Below are 26,672 nucleotides of genomic sequence, written 5' to 3' on the forward strand. Positions count from 1 at the left end.
AAAAAAGAATCGGTTAAGTTAACTCGTTGAAGTCGGTTTAAAGTGAATAATAAATTCACTACCTTGTTGCCAGTCACTTTCGATAGAAAGCTCACCATTATGGTGATTTAGCACATGTTTAACTATTGCTAAACCTAACCCTGAACCACCAGTATCTCTTGAGCGAGACTTGTCAATCCGGAAAAAACGTTCAGTTAATCTGTTAACATGCTCAGGTTTAATACCTGGACCATTATCTTTAACACTGAAGCGAATTTTATTCCCGTCAATTCGCAATGTTACTTCAATAATGCCATTTTCATGGGTATAGGCTATAGCGTTGGATAATAAATTTAGACAGGCACTTTTTAATTCGTGCTCATTCCCTTTAATACTAATATCAGGCGCTATATTACAATGTATAGCATGCTTTTTATCCTGATTTAACCATTGTGCGTCTTCTACTACTGTCAGCGTTAAACGTGATAAATCAACTTGTTGATGGTTATCTGAATCAAGGTTGTTCTCAACCTTAGCTAATACTAGTAACTGTTCGACTAACCTATCCATTCGCGATACTTGAGTTTCAATGGTAGAAAAAGCTTTTTGCCAGTGAGGCGCTAATGCTGTTTCACTTGCTTGTACCATTTCAACATAGCCTCGAACTACCGTTAACGGGGTTTTTAATTCATGAGAAACATTGGCAACAAAATCTCGACGCATTTCTTCAAGTCGTTGAATTTTACTGATATCACGCGCTAAGAGTAAAATTTGATCACTACCATAAGCCATCATACGCAACTCAAGCTGTAGCTCGCTATTTATGGGAGAAATAATCAAACAAGGGCTTTCGAAGTCGCCACTTGCTAAATATTTAGAAAATTCAGGAAACCGAATCAAATTATCAATGCGCTGCCCTACATCGCCAGGCCAACGAACACCAATGAGTTGTGAGGCTTTTTTATTTCCCCACAAAATATTAAGTTCATTTGAAAGCACTAATGCAGCATCAGGTAAAGCTTCTGCACCATCTCTAAATTTACGAAGGCGCTCATTTAATTGCTTTTGTTTCAAACGTTGCTTACGAATGCGACGGTACATACCGTCATATATTCGCCCCCAAATACCATTAGCTTGAGGCGGAGAAATTGACTTACCTTGCCATAACCACTGTATTAATTTGAATAAGTGGTTGTAATGCCATGCAAGTAAAGCTATTGCGACTATGCTAACAACAAGAAACGTATGTCCAAGTATATAGCCCAGAATAGCACTAGCAATTAACCCACTAATAATTCGTGTTAAAAGTACCGGAGCTGAAATACGAAAATACATATATTAGCGATTAACCTGAAGTTTTAATTTTGCCCGAAAAACGGTAGCCCGAACCTCGAACAGTTTGAATGAATTCTTCATGGCCGTCACCGGCAATAGCTTTGCGCAGACGACGAATATGCACATCAACCGTTCTATCTTCAACATAAACATTGGTTCCCCAAACATTATCTAAGAGTTGCTCTCGGCTATACACACGTTCGGTGTGCGTAAGAAAAAAATGTAACAAGCGAAACTCAGTAGGTCCAAGCTCAAGCGCTTTATCATTAATAGAAACACGATGTGCAACAGGATCTAAGTTTATACCATGAAAGTCGATTGACTCCTCCAATGCGGTTGGAGCAACCCGTCGAATAACAGCTTTAATTCGAGCAATTAATTCTTTAGGGGAAAAAGGCTTAGTTACATAGTCGTCAACACCCGCGTCAAAGCCTTTTACTTTATCGTCTTCATCGGCACGTGCGGTTAACATAATAATAGGAATAGAACGTGTGTATTCGTTTTGCTTTAATGATTTGGCTAACTTTACACCTGTACCACCTGGCAACATCCAATCAAGTAAAATTAAGTCTGGGTATGGTTCTTTAATTTTAGCTTGTGCTTGCTCTATTGTTTCAGCTTCTATGGCATTAAAACCATTTTGCTCTAAAACAAACGTTATCATCTCTCTAATTGCTGCTTCGTCTTCAACAACTAATATCTGTCTATTCATGTATCCATCCTAATAGCCTAATCGTATAGTGAACATTGTGATAAATAAATATGACAGTTTCATGACAACGGAACAATTATAGTTAAAATTGCATTAGTTTATATAATAAATTAAACAACATCATGATCAACGATACAAAACAAATAGGCAAGAAAAAAGCCGCAGAATGCGGCTTAATTATAATGAGCCATAGCTAAAAGACGGCTCACTGATTTAATGACAACTTATCATCAATATTAAAATTTATATTCAACACCTGCAGCTAAATAGTTTTGATCTTCGCCACTGTCCATATCGAATGTTGTGTAAAACGTGTATAGCTTTGTGCTTTTAGCTAATGCATAGTCTGCACCTACAGTAATACCTGATTTGTCATCACCGTCTTTAAAGTCAGCAGCTTGGTATTGACCTTTAAAAGTTATTTTGTCCATTTTGTATTTAGCCGACAACATGTAGCCATCCATTTCGCCAGAGCCGTCTACTTTTTCTTGAGTCTGTATCATGGCACCTAAAACAACACCCGACACTTTACCTTGAACTGTAGCACGCGTAATGTCGTAACCATTTACGTCTGAATCAACAGCAACAGAAGCAAAAAGGTTAGTTTTTTTCAATTTAGCATCACCGTAGAACACAGCAACCGAAACGCCATCTTCAGCATCAACGGCATCTTCTGCAATATAAGTAACACCTACTTGGAAGTTACTAAATTTAGGTGATTTATAAGAAAGTGTGTCCGCCATGCGGTTCTCACCTTTCCATAAGCTTTTAATATCACCATTTAAATCACTAAATAAATCTACTTTACCTTGTGATTGCTTAAGCATAGTGTCGTTTTTGCCTAATAACACTTCACCAAAGTTGCCCGCTAAACCAACATATTGGTTACGATCTGTAATGCTATCGCCTTTGTCACTATCGCCATCTAAGTCAACCTGGAACTCAGCTTTATAAATTACCGTTAAGCCATCGCCAAGATCATGTGAACCTTTTAGACCGATGCGCGAAGCGTTACTTTTTACTTCTGTAAAAGAGCCTTCTCCTTCATCAGAAGATTGTAGAGAAAGATTTGCTTTACCGTAAACTTCAACATCAGCTGCAAATGCCGACATTGATAAAGAAGACAATAAAACTACAGCGATTTTGTTGTAAGTATGTTTCATGGTGATACCTTTATAAATTTAAGTATGGCTAAAAAATAATTGTGGCTATATTGCCAAACCTTTATGACATTATTGTGACACAAGAAATTATTTTTTAAAATTTTTACAAAATTGTTTTATTTATTGTTACTACAACTATTTTTAAATTTTTATGAGAAATAAAGAAGTTAATACCGTATATTGAATTACCTATACTGAGAAGTTAGGCTTATTAAATGCCTAATCTATTGATTTCTATTATTGAACAATAAAACACGAGCCTGTTTAAAACAGCTAGAATCAACAACCACTTAATAGAAGAATTACTTAATGAAAACAACAAGTCTGTCACGAAAGCTTCTAACGCGCGTATTGTCACTGTACTTTGTACTGACTTTTATCGTTACTTGTGTACAGATTGGCGCAGAATATATCAATACCAAAAACCACATTGCCAGCGAATTACTCACCTTAGAAAAAACCTTCAGTGGTAGTTTAACGCGTGCAGTATGGGAGCTTAACACCCAACAAGCAATATCAATTGCCGGAGGTTTAGTCGCTATCCCTATGATTAAAGGTATAACAGTTACCGATGAAAATGATTTTGTTATTGCTCAATTAGGTGTTACGACAGGAGAAGATAACCTCTTTATAGAGTCTACAAATGCAAATAAAAAAGGTGATGATCAAAAATACTTTAATGTTAGCTCGCATAATACAGGGTTATTTGGCCATGCTTTCCCATTAATTTTTGAGTTTTCAGGCCGTACAACCAAAGTTGGCTCTGTAACATTATTATCGAGTAACGAGGTAATTTTTAATCGCATACAAGTCGGTATTTATTTTCTCATTGGTAATGCTATGGTCAAAACCGCAGCACTTGTATTGCTATTTTCTTTAGCCTTTTCCAGCCTATTAACGCACCCACTTAACGAATTAACTGAGCAAATTAATCAATTTGATATAGAAGATCCTGAAGCCTCTAAACTACATGTTATTAACTATGAAAATAATGAGTTAAATATTCTTCAAAATGCATACAACAATTTAATTGATGAACTCGTGATCTACCAAGAAAAGTTGGCTCTAACACAAAGTAAAGTTATTTCAGCAAACAGTAAATTAGATGAACAAAATTTAATGCTAGAACAAGAAGTCGCCCGTAAAACATCTTCATTAAGCACCACTATGTTAAAAATGGAAATTCAGCAACGAGAGCTATTAGATCAACAACAAAAACTTCAAGCTGAAAATAGCCGAAGAAGTCTTACTGAAAAAACCCTTTTAGAAACCAATAATGAATTGAAAGGTTCAATAAATGAATTGAAAAAAGCCCAAGAGCGATTACTTGACACAGAAAAAATGGCAGCACTTGGAAGCATGTCGGCAGAGGTAACCCATGAAATTAACACCCCAATTGGTGTCAGTATAACCTCAACCACTTACCTAACAGATTTACTGAATAAGCTTAAGTCAGACATCGATAGTAATAAGCTCTCAAAGCGTGAGCTTAACGACTTTACTAATAACTCAAAACAAGGGTTAGATTTATTGCTTAACAACCTTGAACGGGCCTCAGAGTTAATTACTAGCTATAAACAAGTTGCAGTTGATCAAATAAGTGAAAAAATTCGTCAAATTAACTTAGCTCAATACCTTGACGAAATTATTCATTCTTTGCACCCTAAGCTGAAAAAAACCAATCACACAATTAAGGTTAATTGCCCTAACGATGCAGAGATATATTGCCACGCAGGTGCTATTTCTCAAATATTTACCAACCTCATCATCAACTCAGTAGTGCATGGTTTAAAGGATATCAACCGGGGTAAAATTACAATAGATATTCAACTTAATGGTGAACAAGTTCATATTATGTATAAAGACAACGGCCACGGTTTGTCTGAGCAGCAATTAGCACATTTGTTTGACCCATTCTTTACTACCGAAGCTAGCAAAGGTGGATCAGGCTTAGGCACTCATATAGTGCATAACCTAGTCACTGACACCTTAGGTGGTAGTATTCATGCAACTTCTGTCGTTAATGAAGGCTTAGCTTACGAAATAAAATTTAATAATATGCATTAAATATTGAGTATATCGTTGGATTAATCTAAGGCGTGCGTGATTGATATAAGTACGGTAATATAGCCGTCGTTTTTCAATTATTCGCCCACAGTAACAGGGCAAGGATTATTTTAATGTGGTTTAAAAACCTATACTTTTTTGCTTTTACCCGCCCTTTTGAATGTTCTGAAGAAGATTTAGAGAAACAATTATCTGAGCATTTATTTACTCCTTGTGCATCAACTGAACAATCACATTTTGGTTGGGTTAACGCGTTGGGTAAGCATGGTGATACTGTAGTACACGGTGTAAATGGCAATTACTTATTATGCGCTCGTAAAGAAGAAAAAATTCTCCCAGCTCCTGTTGTTAAAGACATGCTTGAGCAAAAAGTTGCACAATTAGAAGCAGAACAATCTCGCGGTGCTACAAAAAAAGAGAAAGAGCAATTTAAAGAAGATATTATTTTTGAATTACTGCCAAGAGCTTTTTCTCGTTTTAGTGATACCCGTGCTTATATCAACCCTGTTCACAACATTATTGTTGTTGATACCAGTAGCAGAGGTAAAGCTGAAGACTTTTTAGCGCTTTTACGTAAATCACTTGGCACCTTGCCAGTAACAACACCTTCACCAGAAAAAGCACCTGATGAGCTAATGACAGAGTGGTTAGTAGAAAGCAATTTAGGCGCTAATTTCCAACTTGGCATGGAAGCAGAATTTAATGCCCTTGGAGATGACGGTGCTGTCGTTCGCGTTAAGAATCAAGACTTAACTTCTGAAGAAATTAAAGCCCACTTAGATGCAGATAAATATGTTGTAAAAGTAGCGCTAGAATGGGATGAGTCATTATCGTTTATCTTATGTGACGACTTAGCGATTAAACGCCTTAAGTTCTATGACGTAATACAAGAACAAAATGACGATATTGATAGTGATGATATTGTTGCCAAACTCGATGCAGATTTTGCTTTAATGGCTGGCGAGTTAAATCGTTTTATAGATAATTTATTAGCTGAGTTTTCACTAAAAGCGAGTGATTATTTAGAAGCATAATTATTGCTTTGCCTTTGCAGATATCATTAATACTAAAAATGCGCTAAACAGCGCATTTTTTTTTATTCTTCACAATTAATATGAACAGGCTAAAACTCAATTTTAACATTAAAACATTGATTTAGTATCTGCTAATATCTCTAAAAACGCTTCTGACTCCATAAAATTTAGTTCTGGCAAAATGCCTTTTTCAACATAACTTTCAAGCAGAAAATCTCGTGTTGAGTTATTTTTAAATACTTCATGATAAACAGCGCCCGCTCGAATAAAATCAATATAGTGTGCATTTTGAGGCAATACACTTAAATCATTCCAGGTTTTTACGACTTCACGAAAATCTTCCGAAAAATCCCAAGCTTTTGTCATCTCTACAGCAATTTCATTTGAAAATTTAGTGATCGCTTTTTCCAAAAACTCAGCGTTTGCGAATACTTCTGGGTGAGCTTTTGCTTCATTTAAAATAGGCAAAACACCAATATTGTGAATGAGTGCTGCTAAGGTTAGTGTTTCAATCCTTAAAGGTGATTGTTTATTTTTTTGTATGTATAGAGTCATTAACGCAATAGCAACCGAGGCAATATCAACCGTTTGTTGCCAAGAGTCTTGCATATATTCTGAAATAACCTGGTTGTCAGAAATAAACATTTGCTCTATAGCCATTGCGGTTGCAATACTTTTAATTTGCCTTAAACCGATACGGGTAACAGCTTTAGCAACAGAATCTACTTTTACTGCCCGGCTAAAAGCAGCACTATTTGCTACTTTTATCATACCTAAAGAAAGTGCTGCATCGTGACTAATAATCTCACTCATATCCATCAAATTAATGTCAGGGTTATCAGCGGCCTCTCTTACTCTCAAAGCCACTTCAGGTAAAGCAGGTAGCACTAACGCATCTTGTTTTATTTTTTCAATGAGTATTATATAAAGTGCATTTTCTGAGCCCATAAAAGTTTCCTTCTTCTAAAGTTAATAAATAAGCAATAACACATTACATTGAAATTTGAGCAAATAAAAGTATATTTTTTGACCATAGAACTTAATAAAAAACTTTCGCTTTTCCCTTGAATAATTCCACTTTTAAAGCTATCAAGTAGTTACTTCATTAGTAAGTTAAGTTTTAGCTAGATGCTATAAGCCCTACAAAGCTTCATAGGAAAGGTAAGTGTCCTAATGACTTTGTGCAATATTTACAAGACGAAAAAAAGAGCACTTAAAAGTGCTCTTTTTTAGAGTTTTAACTTGAGCGTTTATTGAACAACTCTTTATACCGAAATGGCCGCTTTAATATGAGGATGTGCCTGATAGTTTTGAAGTTCAAAATCTTCATAGGTAAAATCAAAAATACTTTTTACATCAGGATTAATCCACATATTTGGCAAAGGTAATGGCTCGCGTGATAGCTGCTCATCTACTTGCTCAAGGTGATTTAAATATAAATGAGCATCACCAAATGTATGAACAAAATCGCCTAATTCCAAATCACAAACTTGGGCGATCATCATGGTAAATAAAGCATAGCTTGCAATATTAAATGGTACGCCAAGAAAAATGTCTGCGCTGCGTTGATACAATTGACAGCTTAACTTGCCGTTTAGCACATAAAACTGAAACAAAGTATGACATGGAGGCAACGCTTGCTTACCTATTGCCGCATTTGCGTCAGGGCTTATCGATGTATCTGGCAGTAATGCCGGATTCCAAGCAGTAATAATATGGCGACGAGAATCTGGATTATTTTTTAAATCATCAATTAATTGTGCTAATTGATCAATAGTTTCGCCGTTTTGTGCCGGCCAATTTCGCCATTGAACGCCGTAAACTGGGCCAAGTTCGCCATCTTCAGTTGCCCAAGCATCCCAGATTTTTACACCGTTTTGTTTTAAATATTCAATATTAGACTCACCTTTAATAAACCATAATAATTCATGAATTATCGATTTAAGGTGACATTTTTTTGTCGTGACTAGCGGAAACCCTTTTGCAAGATCAAAACGCATTTGATAACCAAATATACTTTTTGTTCCTGTGCCAGTACGATCAGATTTTTCAACCCCTTCATCTCTGACATGACGCATTAAATCAAGATATGCTTTCACTAAGCTTTCCCTCAAGGTTATGAATAACAACAGACTATTCTGCTAAAATTCAGATCTAAAATTAAATATTAAAAACTACACTTCAATATGTAGAGTTTATCAGTAATTAGCCATTTTTGGCACGAGTTTATCTAATGAATAATGCCTAAATATTCCAAGCGAGATAAAGGTTATAATCGAGAGTTTTCGATAAACTTAGCTAATACCACATCATTTTAATGGCAACTAACATTAAAAATATGGCGAAACCTTTCTTCAAATAAGGTAAGGACAACTTAGCGCCAGCTTTAACACCCAGTGGCGCAAATAGTGACGAGGTTAACACTATGCCTAATAAAGCAGGTAAGTAAATATAGCCAATACTCCAAGGTGGTAACTCACTTTGCCCTAAACCTACAAATATATAGCCAAGCGTACCAAAGAGCGCGACAATAATTCCACTTGCGGTGGCTACACCTATAGCCTGGCGCATCGAAAGAGAGCAGTACATTAAAATAGGTACGAGTATTGCACCACCAGCGATGCCCATTAAACTTGCTAAAACACCAGTAAAAAGGCCAATAAATTGTAACCACCATTGAGATGGTAAGGGGATACTGCGCTCAATTTTAATCGATAGAAACATATAGAGCGCCAGAATAAGCACGGCACTACCAAATATGGTTGTTAACGCCTGTAATGACAATAATCCAGCGATAATAGCACCAAGCACTGCGCCAATAGCAACAGTTGTTACCATGCTTTTGGCGAGCGGCCAAGGTATATTGCCATTTTTATGGTGAGCAAAAGCAGCAGAAGTAGAAGTGAAAATAATTGAAGCTAAAGACGTTGCCAATGCCATAGGAAATGCCAGTTCAGCACTTATCCCTAACAGTGGTAACAAATAAACTAGCACTGGCACAATAATAAGCCCGCCACCTATACCGAGTAAGCCAGCAAAAAAGCCTACAATAGCGCCCAAAAAAGCACATGCGATAAAAACACTAGTAAACATTAAAATCACTTAAGCAGTAAAAGTGTATAAAATGCGTTTGATAACAGTGATTATAATCTTGCATGAACAAAGTCTCCTAAACCTAGTTGCACTAATTTCTCGTGCATAAAGCTGTGCACATCACTCGTATGAGTTAATGTTAATACATGGTCTAAAATTTGTTTCAGTTGATCATGCTCAACATGACGAATAACCCATTTTACCTTCGCCAAACTGTGTGCGCTCATACTTAAATTTTTATACCCCATCGCAATGAGTAAAAGTGCACCTGTGGGTTCATTCGCTAATTCTCCACAAATACTTATTGGCATGCTTTGGTCTTGGCTTTTTTGTGCAATATAATATAAAGAACGCAAAACGGCTGGGTGATAAAAGTCATACAAGTTTGCTACCCGGCTATTATTTCGGTCTACCGCTAATAAATATTGTGTAAGATCATTGCTACCCACCGAGAAAAAATCAACTTTATTAGCTAAGTCTTCTAACTGAAATATAATGCCGGGAACCTCAATCATCACACCAACTTTGGGGCGAATAAGTGGCTCGTTTTCGTGACAAAACAATTCAGTTGAGAGCTCAAAATAAGCTTGATTAATAAGCCTAATAGCTTCGTCAACCTCACTAATACTTGAAATCATAGGTAACATTATAGCCAAATTACCTATGCCATGGTTAGCTTTGATCATAGCGCGAATTTGTACTAAAAATATTTCTGGATGATCTAAAGTTATTCGAATTCCCCGCCAACCTAAGAAAGGATTCGCTTCAATAATGGGGAAATATGGTAATGACTTATCTCCTCCAACATCTAAAGTGCGCATTGTTACCGGCTTACCTTTAAATGAGACTAAAACATCTCGATATAAAGCTGTTTGTTCTGATTCAGAAGGGAAACAACTACGGTTCATAAATGGAATCTCAGTGCGATATAAACCTACTCCATCTGCACCGACATTTTGCGAATACTCAAATCCAGCTGATAAACCCGCATTAATTAATAGACTAACGCAAAAGCCATCCATTGTAGACGCGGGTAAATGTTCAACTTCTTTAACCTGTGCATTAAGTGCACTCTCTGTCGCCAATATGTGACGGTATTCTTTAATGAGTGCTTGACTAGGTGTTACATAAAGTTGGCAGCCATAACCGTCTAAAATTGCTTTTTTCTTATGTAATTGGCGAATAGTAAGATAATCAACACCCATTATTGCAGGAATATTTAATGCTTTAGCTAGAATGGCAGTATGAGAATTGTTTGAGCCTGTAATAGAAACAATCCCTTGTAACCCAAGATGTTGATACTCAGCCAACATAGTTGCACTAACATCTTCGGCAACCAATATAAACTTATTAGGCAGCAGCTGTTCATCTTGTTTAATATTTTTAATATTATTTAATAAGCGATTACCTAAATCTTTTATATCGTAAGCTCGTTCACGTAAATACTCGTCATCGAGTGCTTCAAACTGCAAGACATAGCTGTCTACCACTAGTTTCAATGCACTTTCAGCATTGAAACCATTATCTATTTTTTCAATAACTTCCGATTTAAAGCTATCACTTTCTAGCAGGTGCTTATAAACATCAAATATATCAAGGCTATTGTCAGATATTATTGCTTTAAGCTTTTCACTCATTTGCGTAAGTTCAGAGACAGTTTGACTGATAGCATCTTGAAAAATAATAAGTTGTGGCTCAATTTTTTCGGCTTTCTCAATCGTAATATTCGCTAAATCTGTTTTAGGGTGTACAACCACCATTTCGCCAATCGCAATGCCTGGTGCGCCACCAATACCGGAGATATTTTTACCTATACCTTGAGCATTATGATTAAGCTCAATCATACCTTGAGCCTCTACACTGGCTAACGCCGTTGCAAGTTGTGCAGATAAGGTCACTAAAAAGGCCTCTTCCATTTCAGTGAAAACACGAGATTTTTCTTGTTGTACGGTTAAAATACCCAAGACTTTACGTTGATGAATAATCGGCGTACCTAAAAAGGCTTTAAAGTTTTCTTCTTCTACCTCAGGTGCATGAATGAAATCTGGGTGTTGTTGTGCGTTCGCAATATTAATTGGCTCTTCACGCTGGCCGACAAGCCCAACAAGCCCCTCAGTAAAACCAACGCTAGTTCGACCAAAAGCATTTTCAGCTAAGCCGTTTGACGCCATTAAAATAAAGTGTTGTTTTTGATGGTCGGCTAAATATACGGAGCAACATTGGGTATTAAGAGCAGATTTAACCTGACTAACTAAGCGCAGCAACGCCTGATCAAGCTCTGATGCTTGACTAAACTCTAGAACAATTCGACGCAAAATAGTAAGCATTACCGTCCCTTTTAGTTCATTCTTTGGTTATTCTATTGATATCATACAAGCCAGTATGATTAGATTGATCTGTACTAACTCAGTAAATTTAGTGATGTTGATGTTGAAGTTAATATCTATATTTTTAATAATTTTAAACTAAATAGCTCACCGGAGTGAGCTATTTTATAATGCATAATAATAATCTTAGATTAACGATTAAGCACGGCGTCGTCGACGCTCTTGTCGATAACTGGGCATTGCTGCTAACGCAAATTCTTTCATTACCTTGCGATAAACTTCGCGCTTAAAAGACACAACTTGCCTAACAGGATACCAGTAAGATACCCAACGCCAGTCGTCAAATTCAGGATGACTTGAATGTAATAAATCAACCGCTGACTCTGGTGCGGTCAATTGCAGTAAAAACCATTTCTGCTTTTGACCAATACATACTGGTAAACTGTCGTGTCGAATTAACCTTTTCGGTAATTTATATCTTAACCAGTGCTTTGTGGTCGCTACAATTTTCACATGCTCAGGTTTTAAACCAACTTCTTCGTCTAATTCCCGATACATAGTTTGTTCTGCAGACTCACCCTCGTCAACTCCACCTTGTGGATATTGCCAAGAATGTTGACCAAAACGCCTTGCCCAAAATACTTGCCCCCTGTCATTAATTATTACTATGCCGACGTTGGCTCGATAGCCTTCGGCATCTATCACAGGAACTCCTGACAGCATTAAATTATAATTTTATTCTTCCACACTCTGCACTTTTGGGCAAACGTTTATTCACAAAAAACATCACAATATAAAGCTATAGCTAGATTAGATATGGTTTAATTTTCATTCACTTTTAAGCAATATAAATTAATTGCCTTGCTGATAGACTTAAAGTTGAATGATAATATAGGCACTAAAAACTGATTACAGAGTCCACATTGCAGAGCATAAATATTCCTAAAGATGAAACAGAGCTACTTAAACGTGCACAAGACCTTGCAGGTATGTCGCTAGGAGAGATCGCTGCAATGATCAATGTTGAAGTGCCAAAAGACTTAAAGCGTGAAAAGGGTTGGATAGGTTTATTACTAGAGCAAGTATTAGGTGCTAGTGCAGGTTCTAGGCCAGAACCTGACTTTCCTCACTTGGGTGTTGAACTAAAATCGCTACCAATAAACGCCCAAGGTAAACCTCTAGAAACGACTTTTGTTTGTGTTGCCCCGCTTACGGGCTTGGTTGGTGCGCAATGGCAAACAAGCCATATTCGCAATAAGCTGGCACGCGTATTATGGATACCAGTAGTATCAGAGCGCAGCATAGCGATAGCAGAACGTATAGTTGGCACAGCCTTTATTTGGTCACCTTCTCAAGAAGAAGAACACTTATTGGCACTTGATTGGCAAGAGTTAACCGATATGATCGTACTTGGCAATGTAGAAAATATACATGGTAAACATGGACAAGTACTACAATTACGACCTAAAGCAGCAAACAGCGAAGCCAGAACACAAGCTTTTAATCGCCATGGGCAACCTTTTATGACTTTACCAAGAGGCTTTTATTTAAAAACCACTTTTACACATGCATTACTCAATAAGCACTTGCGTATAAATTAACCGCCACCTAATATTAAAACTATTGATACTTAAATAAAACATAGTAAATAGTAGCTAACCGCGTTATAAATTAATTAATAAAAAACCTAGGAATTATTATCTCCCAATGAAGCAAGGCAACAAATTTGAACGCTACATCGCCGTTATTTTTTTCGTCACTATTGTTACAGTAATTTTAACCTCTTACTTTACTTTAAAAGATGTTATTAATAGCCATAACAAACAAGTACAAAGTGCAGTAACACCATTATTCTCTTTAGTGACAAGCGAAATACTTAGGCCACTTAATGTGGCAAATTTTATGGCGAAAAATCAATTTGTTATCGATTATGCAGAGCAAGAGGAAATAGACAAAAGTTATTTAGTTTCTTACTTAGAAGAAGTTGCTAAATCTTACAATATGATGGCTTTTATTGCCTTAGAAAAACATGACACCATGATAGACTCAAATAGTAAAGAAGGCACTTTGGATAGTGAAAATGTAGAGTGGTTTCATAGACTGAAAAACTTACCAGGGGATCAATTTACAGATATAGGTAATGCTGAAAACCCACATTTATATTTTGACAATAAAATACGAAATAGCAAAGGTGAGTTTATTGGATTTACTGGGGTTGCACTTGACTTGAAATATTTTGCAAACAAATTTCAAGAATATAACGAGCGTTTTGGGTTTGAATTATACTTTGTTGATAGCAATAATATTATTACTTTATCTTCCAATAATATCATGAAGTCTCAAAGCCATCACCGTACAGATTTAATCACACGTTTGAGTGATTTACCTTGGCATCAGTCACTTATTCAAAACAACCACGCTGATAGCAACTTATCCTCAGAGGTTATGTACACCACTGATGAGGGGTTATTAATTTCTCAAATGCCCATACAAGAATTAAACTGGCGCATGTTTATTGTTTCTCCTCCAGCTGCTGAGCAAAGTGCATACTGGAAAGTATTTATCGGCCGATTTATGTTGTTTTTCATCATTGTAATTATTTTTTACATGGCATTGTTAACTATTATCAAATATTTAAAATCACGATTGATTAAACATGCTGAAACCGATCACCTCACGCAACTACCAAATCGTAGCCACATTCACTGGCGTTTTGATGATATAGCTAAAAACAACCAAAACCTTTGTTTGGTGTTAGCTGATATTGATAACTTTAAAAATATCAATGACACATACGGACATTTAGTCGGTGACGATGTCTTGCGCATTATTTCTGAACAATTGTCACAAACGTTGAGGAAAATTGACGTTGTAGGCAGATGGGGAGGTGAAGAATTTGTGATGCTCTTACCCGAAACATCTGCAGAACAAGCACTTATTATTGTTGAGCGTATTAGAAAAAATATTGCTGCTATTTCTTTTCCTATATCAACGACTAGTGGTTCCTTTTCGACGACCATTAGCTTTGGCATTAGTGAATCACCCATAAAAAATCAAAACATAGAGAATTACATACAAGGTGCTGACAAGGCCTTATATCAAGCTAAAAGCAATGGTAGAAACCAAAGTGTAATTTTTAACTAATGCCAAGTTGATTTATTAGCTGCTTATTTTTACTCTTAAGAAAACAGCTAACTCAATTAATCAATTTGGTATAATTTTTTAGTTCTAAAGTGCGTGTAGCTTAACGATTTGACTAATACTGACACTACTTTGACTACCTATAGGTTGCCAGTTAGTATTTGCTGCTTCTAAACAAACAAATTCATACTCTCCATCGGTATGAACATCAGCCATGTTTTTAGCATCTTTACTACCTGGGTTCCATAATACCCAGTTTTCACACCCCTGACTTGTTACTTCAATTTTGCGTTGCCATTCATGGTCATTTATAAACATACTATCGTTATTATGATAAATACGATCAATTGGTCCCATACAATTTTTAAGCACTGACTTTTGTTTATTACAGCCATTTACTTTGTCTTCATAAAGCACATTATTTAACATCGGAATATCAGTTTTTTTCGGATTTCCAACGCAAAAATAACTGTGTAATGCGCCAGTATATTCTACCGTTTCATCAGACTGGTTGGTCATGGTTAACGTTTGATGAAATGACTCATCAAATAGTAAAGTTTGTTTTAATTCAAATGCAGCAGGCCAATAAGGAGAATAATTTTCTCCAGTCAAAACTAAGGTGATTTTAACCGAAGCAGCTAAGACTTCAATGTCAGTAATGTCCCATTGTTTTTGTCTCGCAAAGCCATGGTTACTCACTTGATTAAGCTCACCATTAGATAATTTAACCTCTCCACCAAACCAAGGCCAGCATAATGGCACACCGCCCCTAATAGCTTTACCTAAGCTATAATGACTCGTATCACTGAGCCAAAATACAGGCTGTTGATCGCTAGGTTGCCAACTAAGCACTTGTCCGCCATATAAGCTAATTGAGCCTTGCCCTTTTTGATGAATAAAGCGTAATGCTTGTAGACCTTGGCTAAGTTCGTATTGCTCAATACGTCCAAATTCATTTTCTAAAAGTACATTCAACATTTAACCTTGTCTCTCAAGTTAATAACAGCCATTTAATATATTGTTATTCTAAGTAATTAAAAATTTGGATGAAAGCCTTAATGGCCATTAGTTAAGTGCTGATAAGTTACTTTCAACATTATATTTGTATCCAAACCTACTTCTTAATTATTGCTAGTTTTTGATGATAATAAACGAGTTTGTCAAAGCGTAATATAAGCTTATTAAAGTTTCTAAAAATATTAATAAGTTTATAGTGAGGTAATTGAAGTGTATAGGTGCATAGGTGCATAGACGATTAACCTAGGTATCACAAAAAAACTAGCTTATTACTTAACCTGAACTCTGGATAATGAGTGCTTGAAACTCAAGTGAAGCAAAAGCTTAGGTAATAAAGTAAATGCTATAGTCAGGTGAACATCACGAATAGATATCATCAATGCTTCATTTTATGCCATTTCCAAGGCAAAACGTTTATGAATAGCGCGCTATTTATCGACGTTTTAACGCAGAAAATGGCTTAAAAGGGAACATTGAGCAAGTGCTGCTTATCCAGAGTTCAGGTTACTTAAAAAAAGCCTGCATGCCTTAATCCATACAGACTATTTTACTCGTTGTAGGTTAATCTCTAAAGTAGTGTTCTGATCACGTACTGAAGGATCCCACCATGACGGAAATATTCAAACTCATTAGGGGTATCAATACGTATATCAGCTTCAAAACTAATATTCTCGCCATCAGGTTTTAACACCTCTACTTTTACCTGTTTCTGGCCTGCAACTATCGCCTGAATAGAAAACTGCTCTGCACCAGTTAATTTATAAGTGCTTGCGCCTTCACCTTGTTTAAATTGCAGTGGTAATATCCCCATGCCGATAAGGTTAGAACGATGGATTCGTTCATAAGTTTCAGCAATAACCGCTTTTACACCTAATAACAAAGGTCCTTTTGCGGCCCAATCTCGAGAACTGCCTGTACCGTACTCTTTACCTGCAATAACAATACTCGCAGTATTTTCAGCAATATATTGATTCGCTGCTTCAAATACCGTCATTTGTTCACCGCTCGGTTGTTTACAGGTAAATCCGCCTTCCGTGCCAGGGGCAAGTTGATTTTTCAATCTAACATTTGCAAAGGTTCCCCGCATCATCACCTCATGATTACCGCGTCTTGAACCATAAGAATTAAAGTCTTTTTGTTCAACGTTATTAGTACGAAGGTAATCTGCTGCCGGAGTTTCCTTACCAATAGCGCCGGCCGGTGAAATATGATCTGTAGTAACACTGTCTGATAGTTTTAATAAGCAGCGTGCATTTACAATAGCTTTAGTTGCTTCTGGCTCTGCTGGCATGTTTTCAAAAAATGTTGGCTTTTTCACATAACTACTGTCTGGCCAGTTATAAATATCAGCATCAACCGTTTCGAGTTTCTCCCAGATATCACCACCATCATAAACAGAGCCATATTTCTCTGTAAACATGCTCTTGTTTACCACACGAGTAACAATCTCTTGTATTTCTTGCTGGCTTGGCCATAAGTCTTGCAAGTACACTGGCTTACCCGCACTACTCGTACCCAGAGGATCTTTGGTGATATCAACCTTCATATTACCCGCCAATGCATAGGCGACCACTAAAGGCGGTGACGCTAAATAATTCGCTTTAACGTCTGAATGAATTCGTCCTTCAAAGTTTCGATTACCTGATAAGACTGATGTTACCGTTAGATCACCTTGCCTAATCGCATTAGAAATAACTTCAGGTAATGGGCCTGAATTACCAATACAGGTGGTACAACCATAACCGACTAAGTTAAACCCCATTTTATCTAATTCTTGGGATAAACCCGCTTTGTTAAGGTACTCAGTAACTACTTGTGAACCAGGAGCAAAACTGGTTTTAACCCAAGGCTTAACTTTAAGCCCTAATTCATTAGCTTTTTTTGCCAACAACGCAGCAGCCACTAACACAGAAGGGTTCGATGTATTGGTACAACTGGTAATTGCAGCAATTACAACTGCACCTTCGTGAAGATCAAAGTCTTGGTTATTATCGCGATAGGCCACAGTCGTTTTCGAGCCAATATTTTCTACGCCGCCTTCACCATCAAAGTTTGCTTTCTGTTTGCTGCTAGGTGGGATAATTAATTCATTTTGTTCTGTTATCCAACGCTGAAATGAGGCCGATGCTTGATCAAGGTTAATTCTGTCTTGCGGACGCTTGGGCCCTGCAATAGCAGAAACAACAGAATTTAAATCCATAGAGAGGGTTGCATGATACTCAGCATGCTCTTGTGCTTCACTTCCCCACATACCCTGTGCTTTCGAATAAGCTTCAATGATCTCGATTTGTAGATCACTTCGACCCGTTAACTCCAAGTATTTAATCGTTTGTTCATCAATGGGAAATAAGCCACAAGTTGCACCGTACTCAGGCGACATATTGGCGAGTGTTGCTCTGTCTGCCACAGTTAAATGTTTTAAACCTGCCCCAAAAAACTCAACAAATTTCCCTACTACCCCGAATGCACGTAGTTGCTCAGTAACGGCAAGTACTAAATCGGTAGCAGTGGCTCCAGCAGGTAATTTACCTTTTAATTCCATGCCAATAACTTCAGGTATCAACATGGTAACAGGTTGCCCTAACATAGCAGCTTCAGCTTCAATACCGCCTACGCCCCAACCAAGTACACCTAAGCCATTTATCATGGTTGTGTGCGAATCGGTACCGACTAGGGTATCAGGGTAAAGTAGCGGTGTGCTCTGTTGTTCATCAATAAATGTTACTCGCGCTAAGTACTCTAAATTAACTTGGTGTACTATGCCTTTTCCTGGCGGAACAACTTTGAAATTATCGAATGCACTTTGCCCCCACTTTAAAAATTGATAACGCTCTTTATTGCGCTCAACCTCAATTTCAGTATTACGTTCAAATGAATCAGCCTTACCGAATTCGTCTACCATTATTGAATGATCAATAACTAAATCAACGGGTTTAAGCGGATTAATTTTATTGGGATCACCACCTAGGTCTAACATCGCGTTACGCATAGCAGCTAAATCAACAACGGCAGGAACGCCAGTAAAGTCTTGTAAAACAACTCTAGAAGGTACAAATGCTATTTCGGTATCAGAGGCAAATGCCGTATCCCATTTAGCTAAGTTTTCAATATCTTCTTCCTGCACATACTTTTCATCGCTATGGCGGAGTAAGTTTTCTAGTAATATTTTTGCAGTCAGCGGCAATCGCTTTGTGTCTGTGTTCAACCTAGATAGGTCGAAGTAGTGATAATCCTTGCCTTGCACGGTTAGTGTCGATATATGTTTATTTAAAACTTTCACATTATTCTCCTTTCGCCTTAGTCAGGCATTTTTAAGGTAAATTATTTTCCGTGTTTATGCTTTATCATTAAAAGATAAATCCTTGCTTAACCGCTATCAATAGCAGCTTTAGTATTTACTCTGCTTGTTTTTTTCTTAGGAACATGAACACCACGAACAAAATAATAGCAGCAATAATCGATGTTACTGCCAATGCCGAGGGCTCCTTCATTAGCTCGAGCGCACCTTTACCAAAAAATACGGCGCTTAAACCTAAAGGAGCAATACCTATTGTCGAGCCTAGCATAAATTTGAAAATATTTATTTCAAGTGAACCTGCTAGAATACTTGTTACGGTAAAAGGTGGTGTGGGCGCCAAACGCAATGCCAAAATGGCCCATGCCCCTTTGTTATCCATTTTTTCTTTTATTGTTTCGGTATGCTTTTTTACGCCTTCTCCAAAAGAGTCTCCACCAATAGCACGGCCTACTCCATATCCGCTTAAACTGGCTAAAAGAAAACCAGGTATACAAATTAATACACTGATCCAAATATTAAAAACTAAGCTAACCGTAAATGCCATTAATGGCACAGGTATAAGAAGAGCTCCCCCAATAAAGAAAACACCTAAAAAGATCATCGCGGTTAATGCATTATCAGGTATGTCGCTTGCTAATTGACTAATTTTGTCTATTTCAAGGTAGTCACTAAGCGGGGTTAAAAAGTACAAAGATAAAAGCCCAATAACAACACCAAATAATAGACATAATTTTATAATGCTTGCCTGTTTCATTTTATCGCCTCTCGTATTAACCAACTGAAGATCTTTCTATGGGCTTTCATATAGAACAAGTACTCTGGATGCCATTGAACTCCTAATACCTTGTCACTATTTTTACTTTCAATAACTTGATTAATACCCGCTTCTTCTTTGCCAGTAACTTTTAGCTCTTTTGCTGGTTTAGCAACGGCTTGGGAGTGTATTGCGTTGACTTTTAAAGGGTCGTCTCCTGCTATTCTTGAAATTAAGGAATCATTAGTCGTATAAAGCACAGTTTTACGTGGAAAGGCACTTCGGATCCTAGCGCTTTCTTTTAAAAGTGGTAATGTAGACTCATACATTGAACCGCCTAATTCTGCGTTTAGTAGTTGATGACCACGACAAATACCTAAAAGCGGTAAATTGTTGTCTAAAGCATAATGAATAAACTGAATTTCCATATCATCACGTTCTTTGTCGTATTGGTGTGAACTAAAGTGGCTCATTAATTCCATCGGATACAATAAGCATTCTTTTAATTGCGTCCAAAAAGAGCGAGTTACTGGCGCTGTGTTTTCTTTAATAAAGTGTTCTGGATGAATATCTGAACCTCCTCCAATAATAACGCCGTCATAATCGAGCGTGCCATCAAAAGACTCAGGCGTTACCCTAATTGGCTTTCCTCCCGCAATCCTTATATTCAAAGCAGTAAAAAACCAAGCTACATTGCCTGATTTATTAGGTCCAGTTATGGCAATTCTAGGTTTTGATATACTGGTCAAGTAAACTCCTTAAGATGACTTTTTAGCACTATAGTTAACAGCAATATTTTTCCTGTTGCTACTGCCTAAACTTGAGCATAAGTACTGAACCAAGTCCCAAATGCTTACATTTGATAGTACCTATGTTATGTGAGTAATCATATTGCAAAGATTAGACCAATAAATTAACTCAATAAAATCAATAAAAACAATAATATAAAAATCACCAACTGAGTTTTTCATTTCATAGTATGTAAAATTTACTCATTGGTCGTAGTATTTACGTCCTTAGCTTCCGGTCTAAAAAACTAAAAAAGAGTTATAACAAACATATACCTTTATTAATTGTCTTCTACAGCACGGTTAAAGCGGTAATTTTTGTTGATCTATAAAAGTGAGCAGATAATTAACTGAACTCTAGCAAGTTTGAGTGAGGTTAAGTTAACGGTAACTTATAAGGATTAATTGAAAGTAAGAAAGGAACCCCGTTAGCTTGTACTAACGGGGTTGAGTATTATTCAGCGTTTTAAAAGCTTATATAACACACTGTTTTTGCATTATTTCACGTAAGATCTAGGCATATCACTTGACGTTGTATAACGATCTCGCAAAGCATCTTGGCGGCTTATAGTCGAATATTCTTCACCATTAATCCACATTTGACTAACCTGAGTACTAAGTTCAAATGGGTCAGCACTCCATAATACTAAATCAGCAGTTTTGCCAACGGCAATAGTGCCCGAATCAAGATTAAAGGCTTGTGCTACATTAGCCGTTACAGCTGCTAATGCGTCATCAGCTGATAAACCATTTGCAATAGCATTACCGGCATGAAAGCGCAGCTCATAAAGTTTATGAGTATCGCCGCTCACCGATAAAGCAACTTTTACACCTGCATTCGTTAATTTTGCCGCATTTTTAAGTGAAGAGTGCAAAGTGTCAAAACTCGTTGGCAAATTATCTAAAGCATTCATCACAACGGTCACTTTCGCTTGTGCTATTTTATCAGCAATTAAAACAGCGTCGGCCGCGCCAACAAACACTAAATCAAGTCCGAATTGCTGTTTAATTTTCAACAAAGCGAGTAAGTCAGTTGCACGATCGGCATGAGCAACTAACGCTTTATCTCCAGCAAGCAAGGCATTAATAACTTGTTCTTCACGGCTTGGTTCTTTAGCTTCTTTCTTGTTTTTAGTGCCTTTTTTCTCTTGAGCTTTAACGGCGTCTTCAAGTTTAAATTGAAGGTTTTGCAAGCTTAGCGCTCGCGAGCCTTCACTTTTAGCGCCTAAGTCAATCAATACACTATTATTGTTCACTCTAATGCTATCAAACTCACCAGAAAGATCAGTGACAAAAGTTTGCCCTTTAAACATGTCTTCACCACCACGAGGGCTAACAACATTGCTGGTAATACCACCTTTGCGGCTATGTGAAACAACCGTAGAACGAGGATTAAAAGCTAAGCTAGCATCAAAAGTAATGTCAGCTTTTTTATCGCTAGCATCTCGGCTACGAGACACAGCACTAACTTCCACTAAACCTAGCTGGTTCATAGAACCAATTAAGCCTGGGGTTAAAATTTTTCCTTCGGCATCAATAATGGTGTCAGCACTAATAGTTTCAGGGTTAATCGCGGTAACTTTTCCATTTTCGAATACGACAGTTGCGTTTTCTAACACACCTTGCTCAGTTACTGTGTGTACTGTGGCATTAGTAATAGCAATACTTTCTGCATAACTCGCCGTAGAACTTGCTAGTGCCAATGCAATTAGCGATGATTTAAATAATTTAAAATGTTTCATAATCTTCACCTTACCTTTGACCTAACAGAAAATCGCTTTTCGCTTGGTATTTTTCATCAAAACGATCGTACACCTTAGCACCATCAACAAACACTTGTTCAGCTTGAGCATAAACACTGAATGGGTTTTGATTCCAAATAACTACATCCGCTTTTTTACCATTTTCTAAACTACCGGTTTCGTCGGCTAACCCTAGTGATTTTGCGGCATTAGAAGTGATCCAAGTAATAGCAAGTTCAGGCGTTACTTCAAAACCATTTTCGTTTGCACGATACATAACCTTACCGGCTTCTTGGTTCAGTCGCTGAATTGTACTATCAGAATCTGAATGAACGACTGCACATGAGTTTTTCATTGCATCAACAATGGCAACGTTTTCGTGCACCATGTCATAAGCTTCCATTTTAAAGCCCCACCAATCAGGCCACATGGCTGCACAATTGCCATTTTCGGCTAACATATCAGCTATTTTGTATGCTTCAACCGCATGATGAAAAGTGCCCGAATGGTAATTAAACTCTTTACCTAGGTCGATCATCATTGCCATTTCTTCAGCTTTATAACAATGGTTATGAATTAAGATATCGCCATCGAGCACACCTTTTAAGGTATCTAACTCTATATCACGCTCTGGTGCTAAAGGATTTTTACCGGCATCATAATCAGCATCGTACTTTTCCCATGCGCGCTTATACTCTGTTGCATCAGCCCAGGCCATACGATAGCCCGCCATATTACCCATACGAGTTGATGGTAATACTTTGCGGCTACCATAAACCCGTTTTGGATTCTCACCACAAGCCATTTTTAAACCGTAAGGTGCTTCAGGGAACTTCATACCTTGCATGGTATGGCTAGGAACATTTCGCAAAGTTACACCACGACCACCAAATAAATTTGCTGAGCCGGGTAGAATTTGTAATGTTGTTATTCCCCCTTCCCGTGCAGCCTCAAAACCAGGGTCTTGTGGCCAAACACTATGTTCAGCCCATACTTCTGAGGTATTAGGCGAAGTCATTTCATTCCCGTCAGCATGCGACTCTACAGACGGGTTAGGGTAAACCCCTAAATGTGAATGCACATCAATAATACCAGGAGTTATCCATTTACCATTAGCATCAATTTCAACAGCGCCTTCTGCAACTAAGTCTGTACCTATTTGGTTGATCTTTCCATCTACCATCAGAACATCAGCATTATCTATACGTGAGCCTGTGCCTGTTAAAACTGTGGCATTTTTTATTAGAGTAGTTTGCAAAGGTAATGCTTTATAGGTACTTGGGTATGGATTTTTATTGATAACCACTCTTTCGTTTTGCTGTTCGCTTTGCAAGCAACCTGTTAGTGTAACAGCAAGGGCTGCTGACACTAAAGATGGTAGAAATTTTTGCATAGATTTATTCCTGTTTTACTTAGTATTCTGCAGAAGTTATGGAATTTTTTAGCAGATTTTTAAGCGCTATTATGGGTTAATTAAAGTTAACATAAGTTAATAAACCTAAAGTTTTGAGGTTCATTAACTTATGTTAACAAGATATTAATAACTACAATATTATGAAATGTCGCTGACAACAAGTCAGACTTATAGAGGAGTTAAGCAATTGCGTTGAACGGTTAACTATCTGCGACAAATGGGTGCTAAAAACAAGTTCAACTTAAAGTTCAAAGTCACCAAAGTCAATTTCGCTACTGTTTTCAATACGCGTTTTGCTTGGTGGATCAAGTAACGAAACTTGCTTATTTTCAACAATAACTTCTGCTACTTTGGAGCTGGTAGGTTGTGTTTTACGTTTTTTACGCTGTAAGCAACGTTTAATAACCTTTTGCCGTTCATTAGAGTCAAAGGCGATCCAGTTCAGGCGCTCGTCTCGCGTACGATAGCAACCCGAACATTGGCCTTTGTCATCAGACTGACAAATGCCAACACAAGGACTTGGTACTTCAAAAAACTCTAATTGCATGTTATACCAAACAGGTTAAATGTTTGTTCTTCATTTATAGCAAGTAACGGTTCAATTTTAAGGCGTGTGACTGAGCACAACGAAAAAATTAAACGGATAAAGCATTTGAAATTTATCAATGAATTAGTCCACTTGATCATATTTACAACATAAAATATCAATGGCTAAAGTTGAATTAAACCATTGGGTAGATACGGTTAAGTATATACCCAATAATTACGTTAAAGAAAAAGAATTAATTAACCCAGCTTATCTGTGGCGATAGAATACTCAGGGTCTTCAATAACATTAATTTCAACTAAACTGCCAGCTTTAGTTAACAATTGCGTACATTCTTTACTTAAATGTCTTAAGTGCATTTGCTTACCACGGCTAATATAACGTTCGGCTAAGGTATCTATGGCTTCAATCGCTGAATGATCTGCAACGCGTGAGTTTTTAAATTCAACAATAACGTCATTACTATCATTTTCCATATCAAATTGCTCTAAAAAGCTAGCAACTGAACCGAAAAATAACGGGCCAGACACATCATATACCGTTGAACCATTGGCATTAACAGAGCGATGAACCGCAACATGTTTAGCATGTTCCCACGCAAATACTAAGGCAGAAACAATAACACCTACAACAACAGCTATGGCTAAATCAGTAGCAACAGTCACACCCGATACCAATATAATGACAAAAGCATCAGCTTTTGGCACTTTGCCAATAATGCGGAAACTAGACCATTCAAAGGTGCCAATAACGACAATAAACATAACACCAACCAAAGCAGCTAAAGGTATTTGTTCAATTAAACTAGAGCCAAATAAGATAAAACCAAGTAACGCTAATGCTGCCGTTACACCTGACATTCGGCCACGACCACCAGAGTTAACATTGATCATCGATTGACCAATCATGGCACAACCACCCATACCACCGAAGAAACCCGTTACGGTATTTGCCGCACCTTGCGCAACACATTCTTTATTGCCTTTACCGCGTGTGCCGGTTAATTCGTCAATCAAGGTAAGTGTTAACAATGACTCAATCAAACCAATAGCCGCTAAAATTAATGCGAAAGGTAAAATAACTTGTAAGGTTTCAAGGTTAAAAGGTACATTTGGAATATTAAAAACAGGAAGACCGCCGGCAATAGAAGCCATAGGGTCATTTGTCATATCACGTACAAAATCAACGACTGTTCTGGCATCTAAATTAAGGCTTTGAACCAAAATAGTAACCGCTACAATTGCGACTAAAGATGAAGGTACGGCTTTAGTTAGCTTAGGTAAAAAGTGAATAATTGCCATAGTTAATACAATAAGACCAGCCATAGTTAGCATTTGGCTACCTTGCATCCAGCCTAAAACACCATTTTCATCGGTCACTTTAAATTGACCTAACTGTGCAAGGAAAATAACAATAGCTAAACCGTTAACAAAGCCGAGCATAACTGGGTGAGGCACTAAACGAATAAACTTACCTAGCTTAAATAACCCCGCTAATATTTGCAGTATTCCGGTTAGCACCACAGTGGCAAATAAATATTCGACCCCATGAATAGCAACTAAACTCACCATAACAACGGCCATGGCGCCAGTAGCACCTGAGATCATGCCAGGACGACCACCGAAAATAGATGTAATTAAACCCACCATAAATGCAGCATATAAACCCACTAATGGTTCAACGCCAGCAACAAAAGCAAATGCTACCGCTTCAGGCACCAAGGCTAAGGCTACAGTGAAGCCTGATAGAACATCATTTTTTAAATTTGCCACTTTACTGGCATGTAATTCAAACATTATTATCTCTACTTTGATTAGAACATCAAAAAACAAGCATAATTTAAAAAACTAGCTTGAATTTAGTTACATTGGATGTAGCCCAAAAAATATATTACTGAATGATAATGTGTACCAAGCAAGTTCAACGATAAACGTTATCTTTCGGGATTTGAAGGCGCCGGAATACTATAGAAATACTCGTTAAATGTCAATATTTGCTCAAATTAACATCAAGAAAAACACCAAGAATAACAAGCAAATATTTATAAAGAATAGGCTTACAAAGCAAAGCTAACTTTCAACCGGTTAATATCAGTATAGTTACCTAAAATAAGCTTAATCAGCATTACTCAACGATATCATTAAATGGTTATAAATATTATTTTTTATGATTAATAGCCTACGCTCTGTGTGACGAAAAACCTAGATACTGAAATTCTGTCAGAGATCTTTGTCTTTTATGTTTTGATGAAATGAATACTA

General features: G+C 37.2%; 20 protein-coding genes. 4 read left to right on the plus strand and 16 right to left on the minus strand.

The features are described from left to right. Nucleotides 1-18: 18 nt before the first annotated feature. The 3 genes from phoR to AC27H3_RS00995 all read right to left on the minus strand — a co-directional run bounded on the left by phoR (nucleotide 19) and on the right by AC27H3_RS00995 (nucleotide 3,189). The gene (gene phoR / locus AC27H3_RS00985; RefSeq protein WP_487102979.1) at nucleotides 19-1,314 is read right to left on the minus strand and encodes a phosphate regulon sensor histidine kinase PhoR; all 1,296 of its coding nucleotides are present in this window, start codon (nucleotides 1,312-1,314) and stop codon (nucleotides 19-21) included. 10 nt (nucleotides 1,315-1,324) lie between these two features. Then, the gene (gene phoB / locus AC27H3_RS00990) at nucleotides 1,325-2,026 is read right to left on the minus strand and encodes a phosphate regulon transcriptional regulator PhoB (protein ID WP_085303995.1); all 702 of its coding nucleotides are present in this window, start codon (nucleotides 2,024-2,026) and stop codon (nucleotides 1,325-1,327) included. A 236-nt stretch (nucleotides 2,027-2,262) separates the two neighbouring features. Beyond that, nucleotides 2,263-3,189, minus strand: a complete 927-nt coding sequence (locus AC27H3_RS00995) for a porin (RefSeq protein ID WP_487102982.1) — start codon at nucleotides 3,187-3,189, stop codon at nucleotides 2,263-2,265. A 309-nt stretch (nucleotides 3,190-3,498) separates the two neighbouring features. Between AC27H3_RS00995 and AC27H3_RS01000 the strand changes: the two genes are divergently transcribed. Both AC27H3_RS01000 and rdgC read left to right on the plus strand, forming a co-directional pair. Next, nucleotides 3,499-5,256: a sensor histidine kinase gene (locus AC27H3_RS01000; protein WP_487102984.1), complete on the plus strand. Its 1,758-nt coding sequence runs from the start codon at nucleotides 3,499-3,501 to the stop codon at nucleotides 5,254-5,256. A gap of 113 nt (nucleotides 5,257-5,369) precedes the next feature. Next, nucleotides 5,370-6,290: a recombination-associated protein RdgC gene (gene rdgC / locus AC27H3_RS01005; RefSeq protein ID WP_273312103.1), complete on the plus strand. Its 921-nt coding sequence runs from the start codon at nucleotides 5,370-5,372 to the stop codon at nucleotides 6,288-6,290. A gap of 108 nt (nucleotides 6,291-6,398) precedes the next feature. Here the strand turns inward: rdgC and AC27H3_RS01010 are convergent, their stop codons facing one another. The 5 genes from AC27H3_RS01010 to rppH form a co-directional block, all read right to left on the minus strand. Next, nucleotides 6,399-7,238, minus strand: a complete 840-nt coding sequence (locus AC27H3_RS01010) for an HDOD domain-containing protein (protein ID WP_487102986.1) — start codon at nucleotides 7,236-7,238, stop codon at nucleotides 6,399-6,401. Nucleotides 7,239-7,555: 317 nt separating this feature from the next. Then, nucleotides 7,556-8,389, minus strand: a complete 834-nt coding sequence (locus AC27H3_RS01015) for a thymidylate synthase (protein ID WP_487102988.1) — start codon at nucleotides 8,387-8,389, stop codon at nucleotides 7,556-7,558. 199 nt (nucleotides 8,390-8,588) lie between these two features. Beyond that, a complete protein-coding gene (locus tag AC27H3_RS01020; protein ID WP_487102990.1) occupies nucleotides 8,589-9,383 on the minus strand; it encodes a sulfite exporter TauE/SafE family protein in 795 nt (264 codons plus the stop codon). Between the two features lie 50 nt (nucleotides 9,384-9,433). After that, on the minus strand, nucleotides 9,434-11,710 hold the full coding sequence (gene ptsP, locus AC27H3_RS01025) for a phosphoenolpyruvate--protein phosphotransferase (protein WP_487102992.1): 2,277 nt from the start codon (nucleotides 11,708-11,710) through the stop codon (nucleotides 9,434-9,436). Between the two features lie 198 nt (nucleotides 11,711-11,908). After that, nucleotides 11,909-12,415 carry an RNA pyrophosphohydrolase gene (rppH, locus tag AC27H3_RS01030; protein WP_085303976.1) on the minus strand — a complete coding sequence of 169 codons (507 nt, stop codon included), beginning with the start codon at nucleotides 12,413-12,415 and terminating at the stop codon, nucleotides 11,909-11,911. Nucleotides 12,416-12,633: 218 nt separating this feature from the next. Here rppH and mutH point away from each other — a divergent pair, with 218 nt between their 5' ends. Next, a complete protein-coding gene (gene mutH / locus AC27H3_RS01035; RefSeq protein ID WP_273312114.1) occupies nucleotides 12,634-13,311 on the plus strand; it encodes a DNA mismatch repair endonuclease MutH in 678 nt (225 codons plus the stop codon). Between the two features lie 106 nt (nucleotides 13,312-13,417). Further along, on the plus strand, nucleotides 13,418-14,854 hold the full coding sequence (locus AC27H3_RS01040; protein WP_487102994.1) for a sensor domain-containing diguanylate cyclase: 1,437 nt from the start codon (nucleotides 13,418-13,420) through the stop codon (nucleotides 14,852-14,854). Nucleotides 14,855-14,938: 84 nt separating this feature from the next. Here AC27H3_RS01040 and AC27H3_RS01045 read toward each other — a convergent pair whose 3' ends face one another. The 8 genes from AC27H3_RS01045 to AC27H3_RS01080 all read right to left on the minus strand — a co-directional run bounded on the left by AC27H3_RS01045 (nucleotide 14,939) and on the right by AC27H3_RS01080 (nucleotide 26,207). Continuing rightward, complete coding sequence (locus AC27H3_RS01045) at nucleotides 14,939-15,829, minus strand: D-hexose-6-phosphate mutarotase (protein WP_487102996.1); 891 nt, start codon at nucleotides 15,827-15,829, stop codon at nucleotides 14,939-14,941. A gap of 607 nt (nucleotides 15,830-16,436) precedes the next feature. Further along, nucleotides 16,437-19,148, minus strand: coding sequence for an aconitate hydratase AcnA (gene acnA, locus AC27H3_RS01050; RefSeq protein ID WP_487102998.1), 2,712 nt, complete (start codon nucleotides 19,146-19,148; stop codon nucleotides 16,437-16,439). Between the two features lie 115 nt (nucleotides 19,149-19,263). Further along, complete coding sequence (locus AC27H3_RS01055; RefSeq protein ID WP_487103000.1) at nucleotides 19,264-19,920, minus strand: TVP38/TMEM64 family protein; 657 nt, start codon at nucleotides 19,918-19,920, stop codon at nucleotides 19,264-19,266. Next, on the minus strand, nucleotides 19,917-20,669 hold the full coding sequence (locus tag AC27H3_RS01060) for a gamma-glutamyl-gamma-aminobutyrate hydrolase family protein (protein ID WP_487103002.1): 753 nt from the start codon (nucleotides 20,667-20,669) through the stop codon (nucleotides 19,917-19,919). The genes AC27H3_RS01055 and AC27H3_RS01060 overlap by 4 nt, the downstream gene beginning before the upstream one ends. Nucleotides 20,670-21,205: 536 nt before the next feature. Further along, entirely contained in the window at nucleotides 21,206-22,450 is a 1,245-nt protein-coding gene (locus AC27H3_RS01065; RefSeq protein ID WP_273312123.1) for an amidohydrolase family protein, read from the minus strand. Between the two features lie 10 nt (nucleotides 22,451-22,460). Continuing rightward, a complete protein-coding gene (locus AC27H3_RS01070) occupies nucleotides 22,461-23,843 on the minus strand; it encodes an amidohydrolase (protein ID WP_487103004.1) in 1,383 nt (460 codons plus the stop codon). A 262-nt stretch (nucleotides 23,844-24,105) separates the two neighbouring features. Then, entirely contained in the window at nucleotides 24,106-24,411 is a 306-nt protein-coding gene (locus AC27H3_RS01075; protein ID WP_487103006.1) for a DUF1289 domain-containing protein, read from the minus strand. 239 nt (nucleotides 24,412-24,650) lie between these two features. Next, a complete protein-coding gene (locus tag AC27H3_RS01080) occupies nucleotides 24,651-26,207 on the minus strand; it encodes a SulP family inorganic anion transporter (RefSeq protein ID WP_487103008.1) in 1,557 nt (518 codons plus the stop codon). Nucleotides 26,208-26,672 lie beyond the last annotated feature (465 nt).

Source organism: Colwellia sp. NW0002-52-1, from assembly GCF_057550865.1.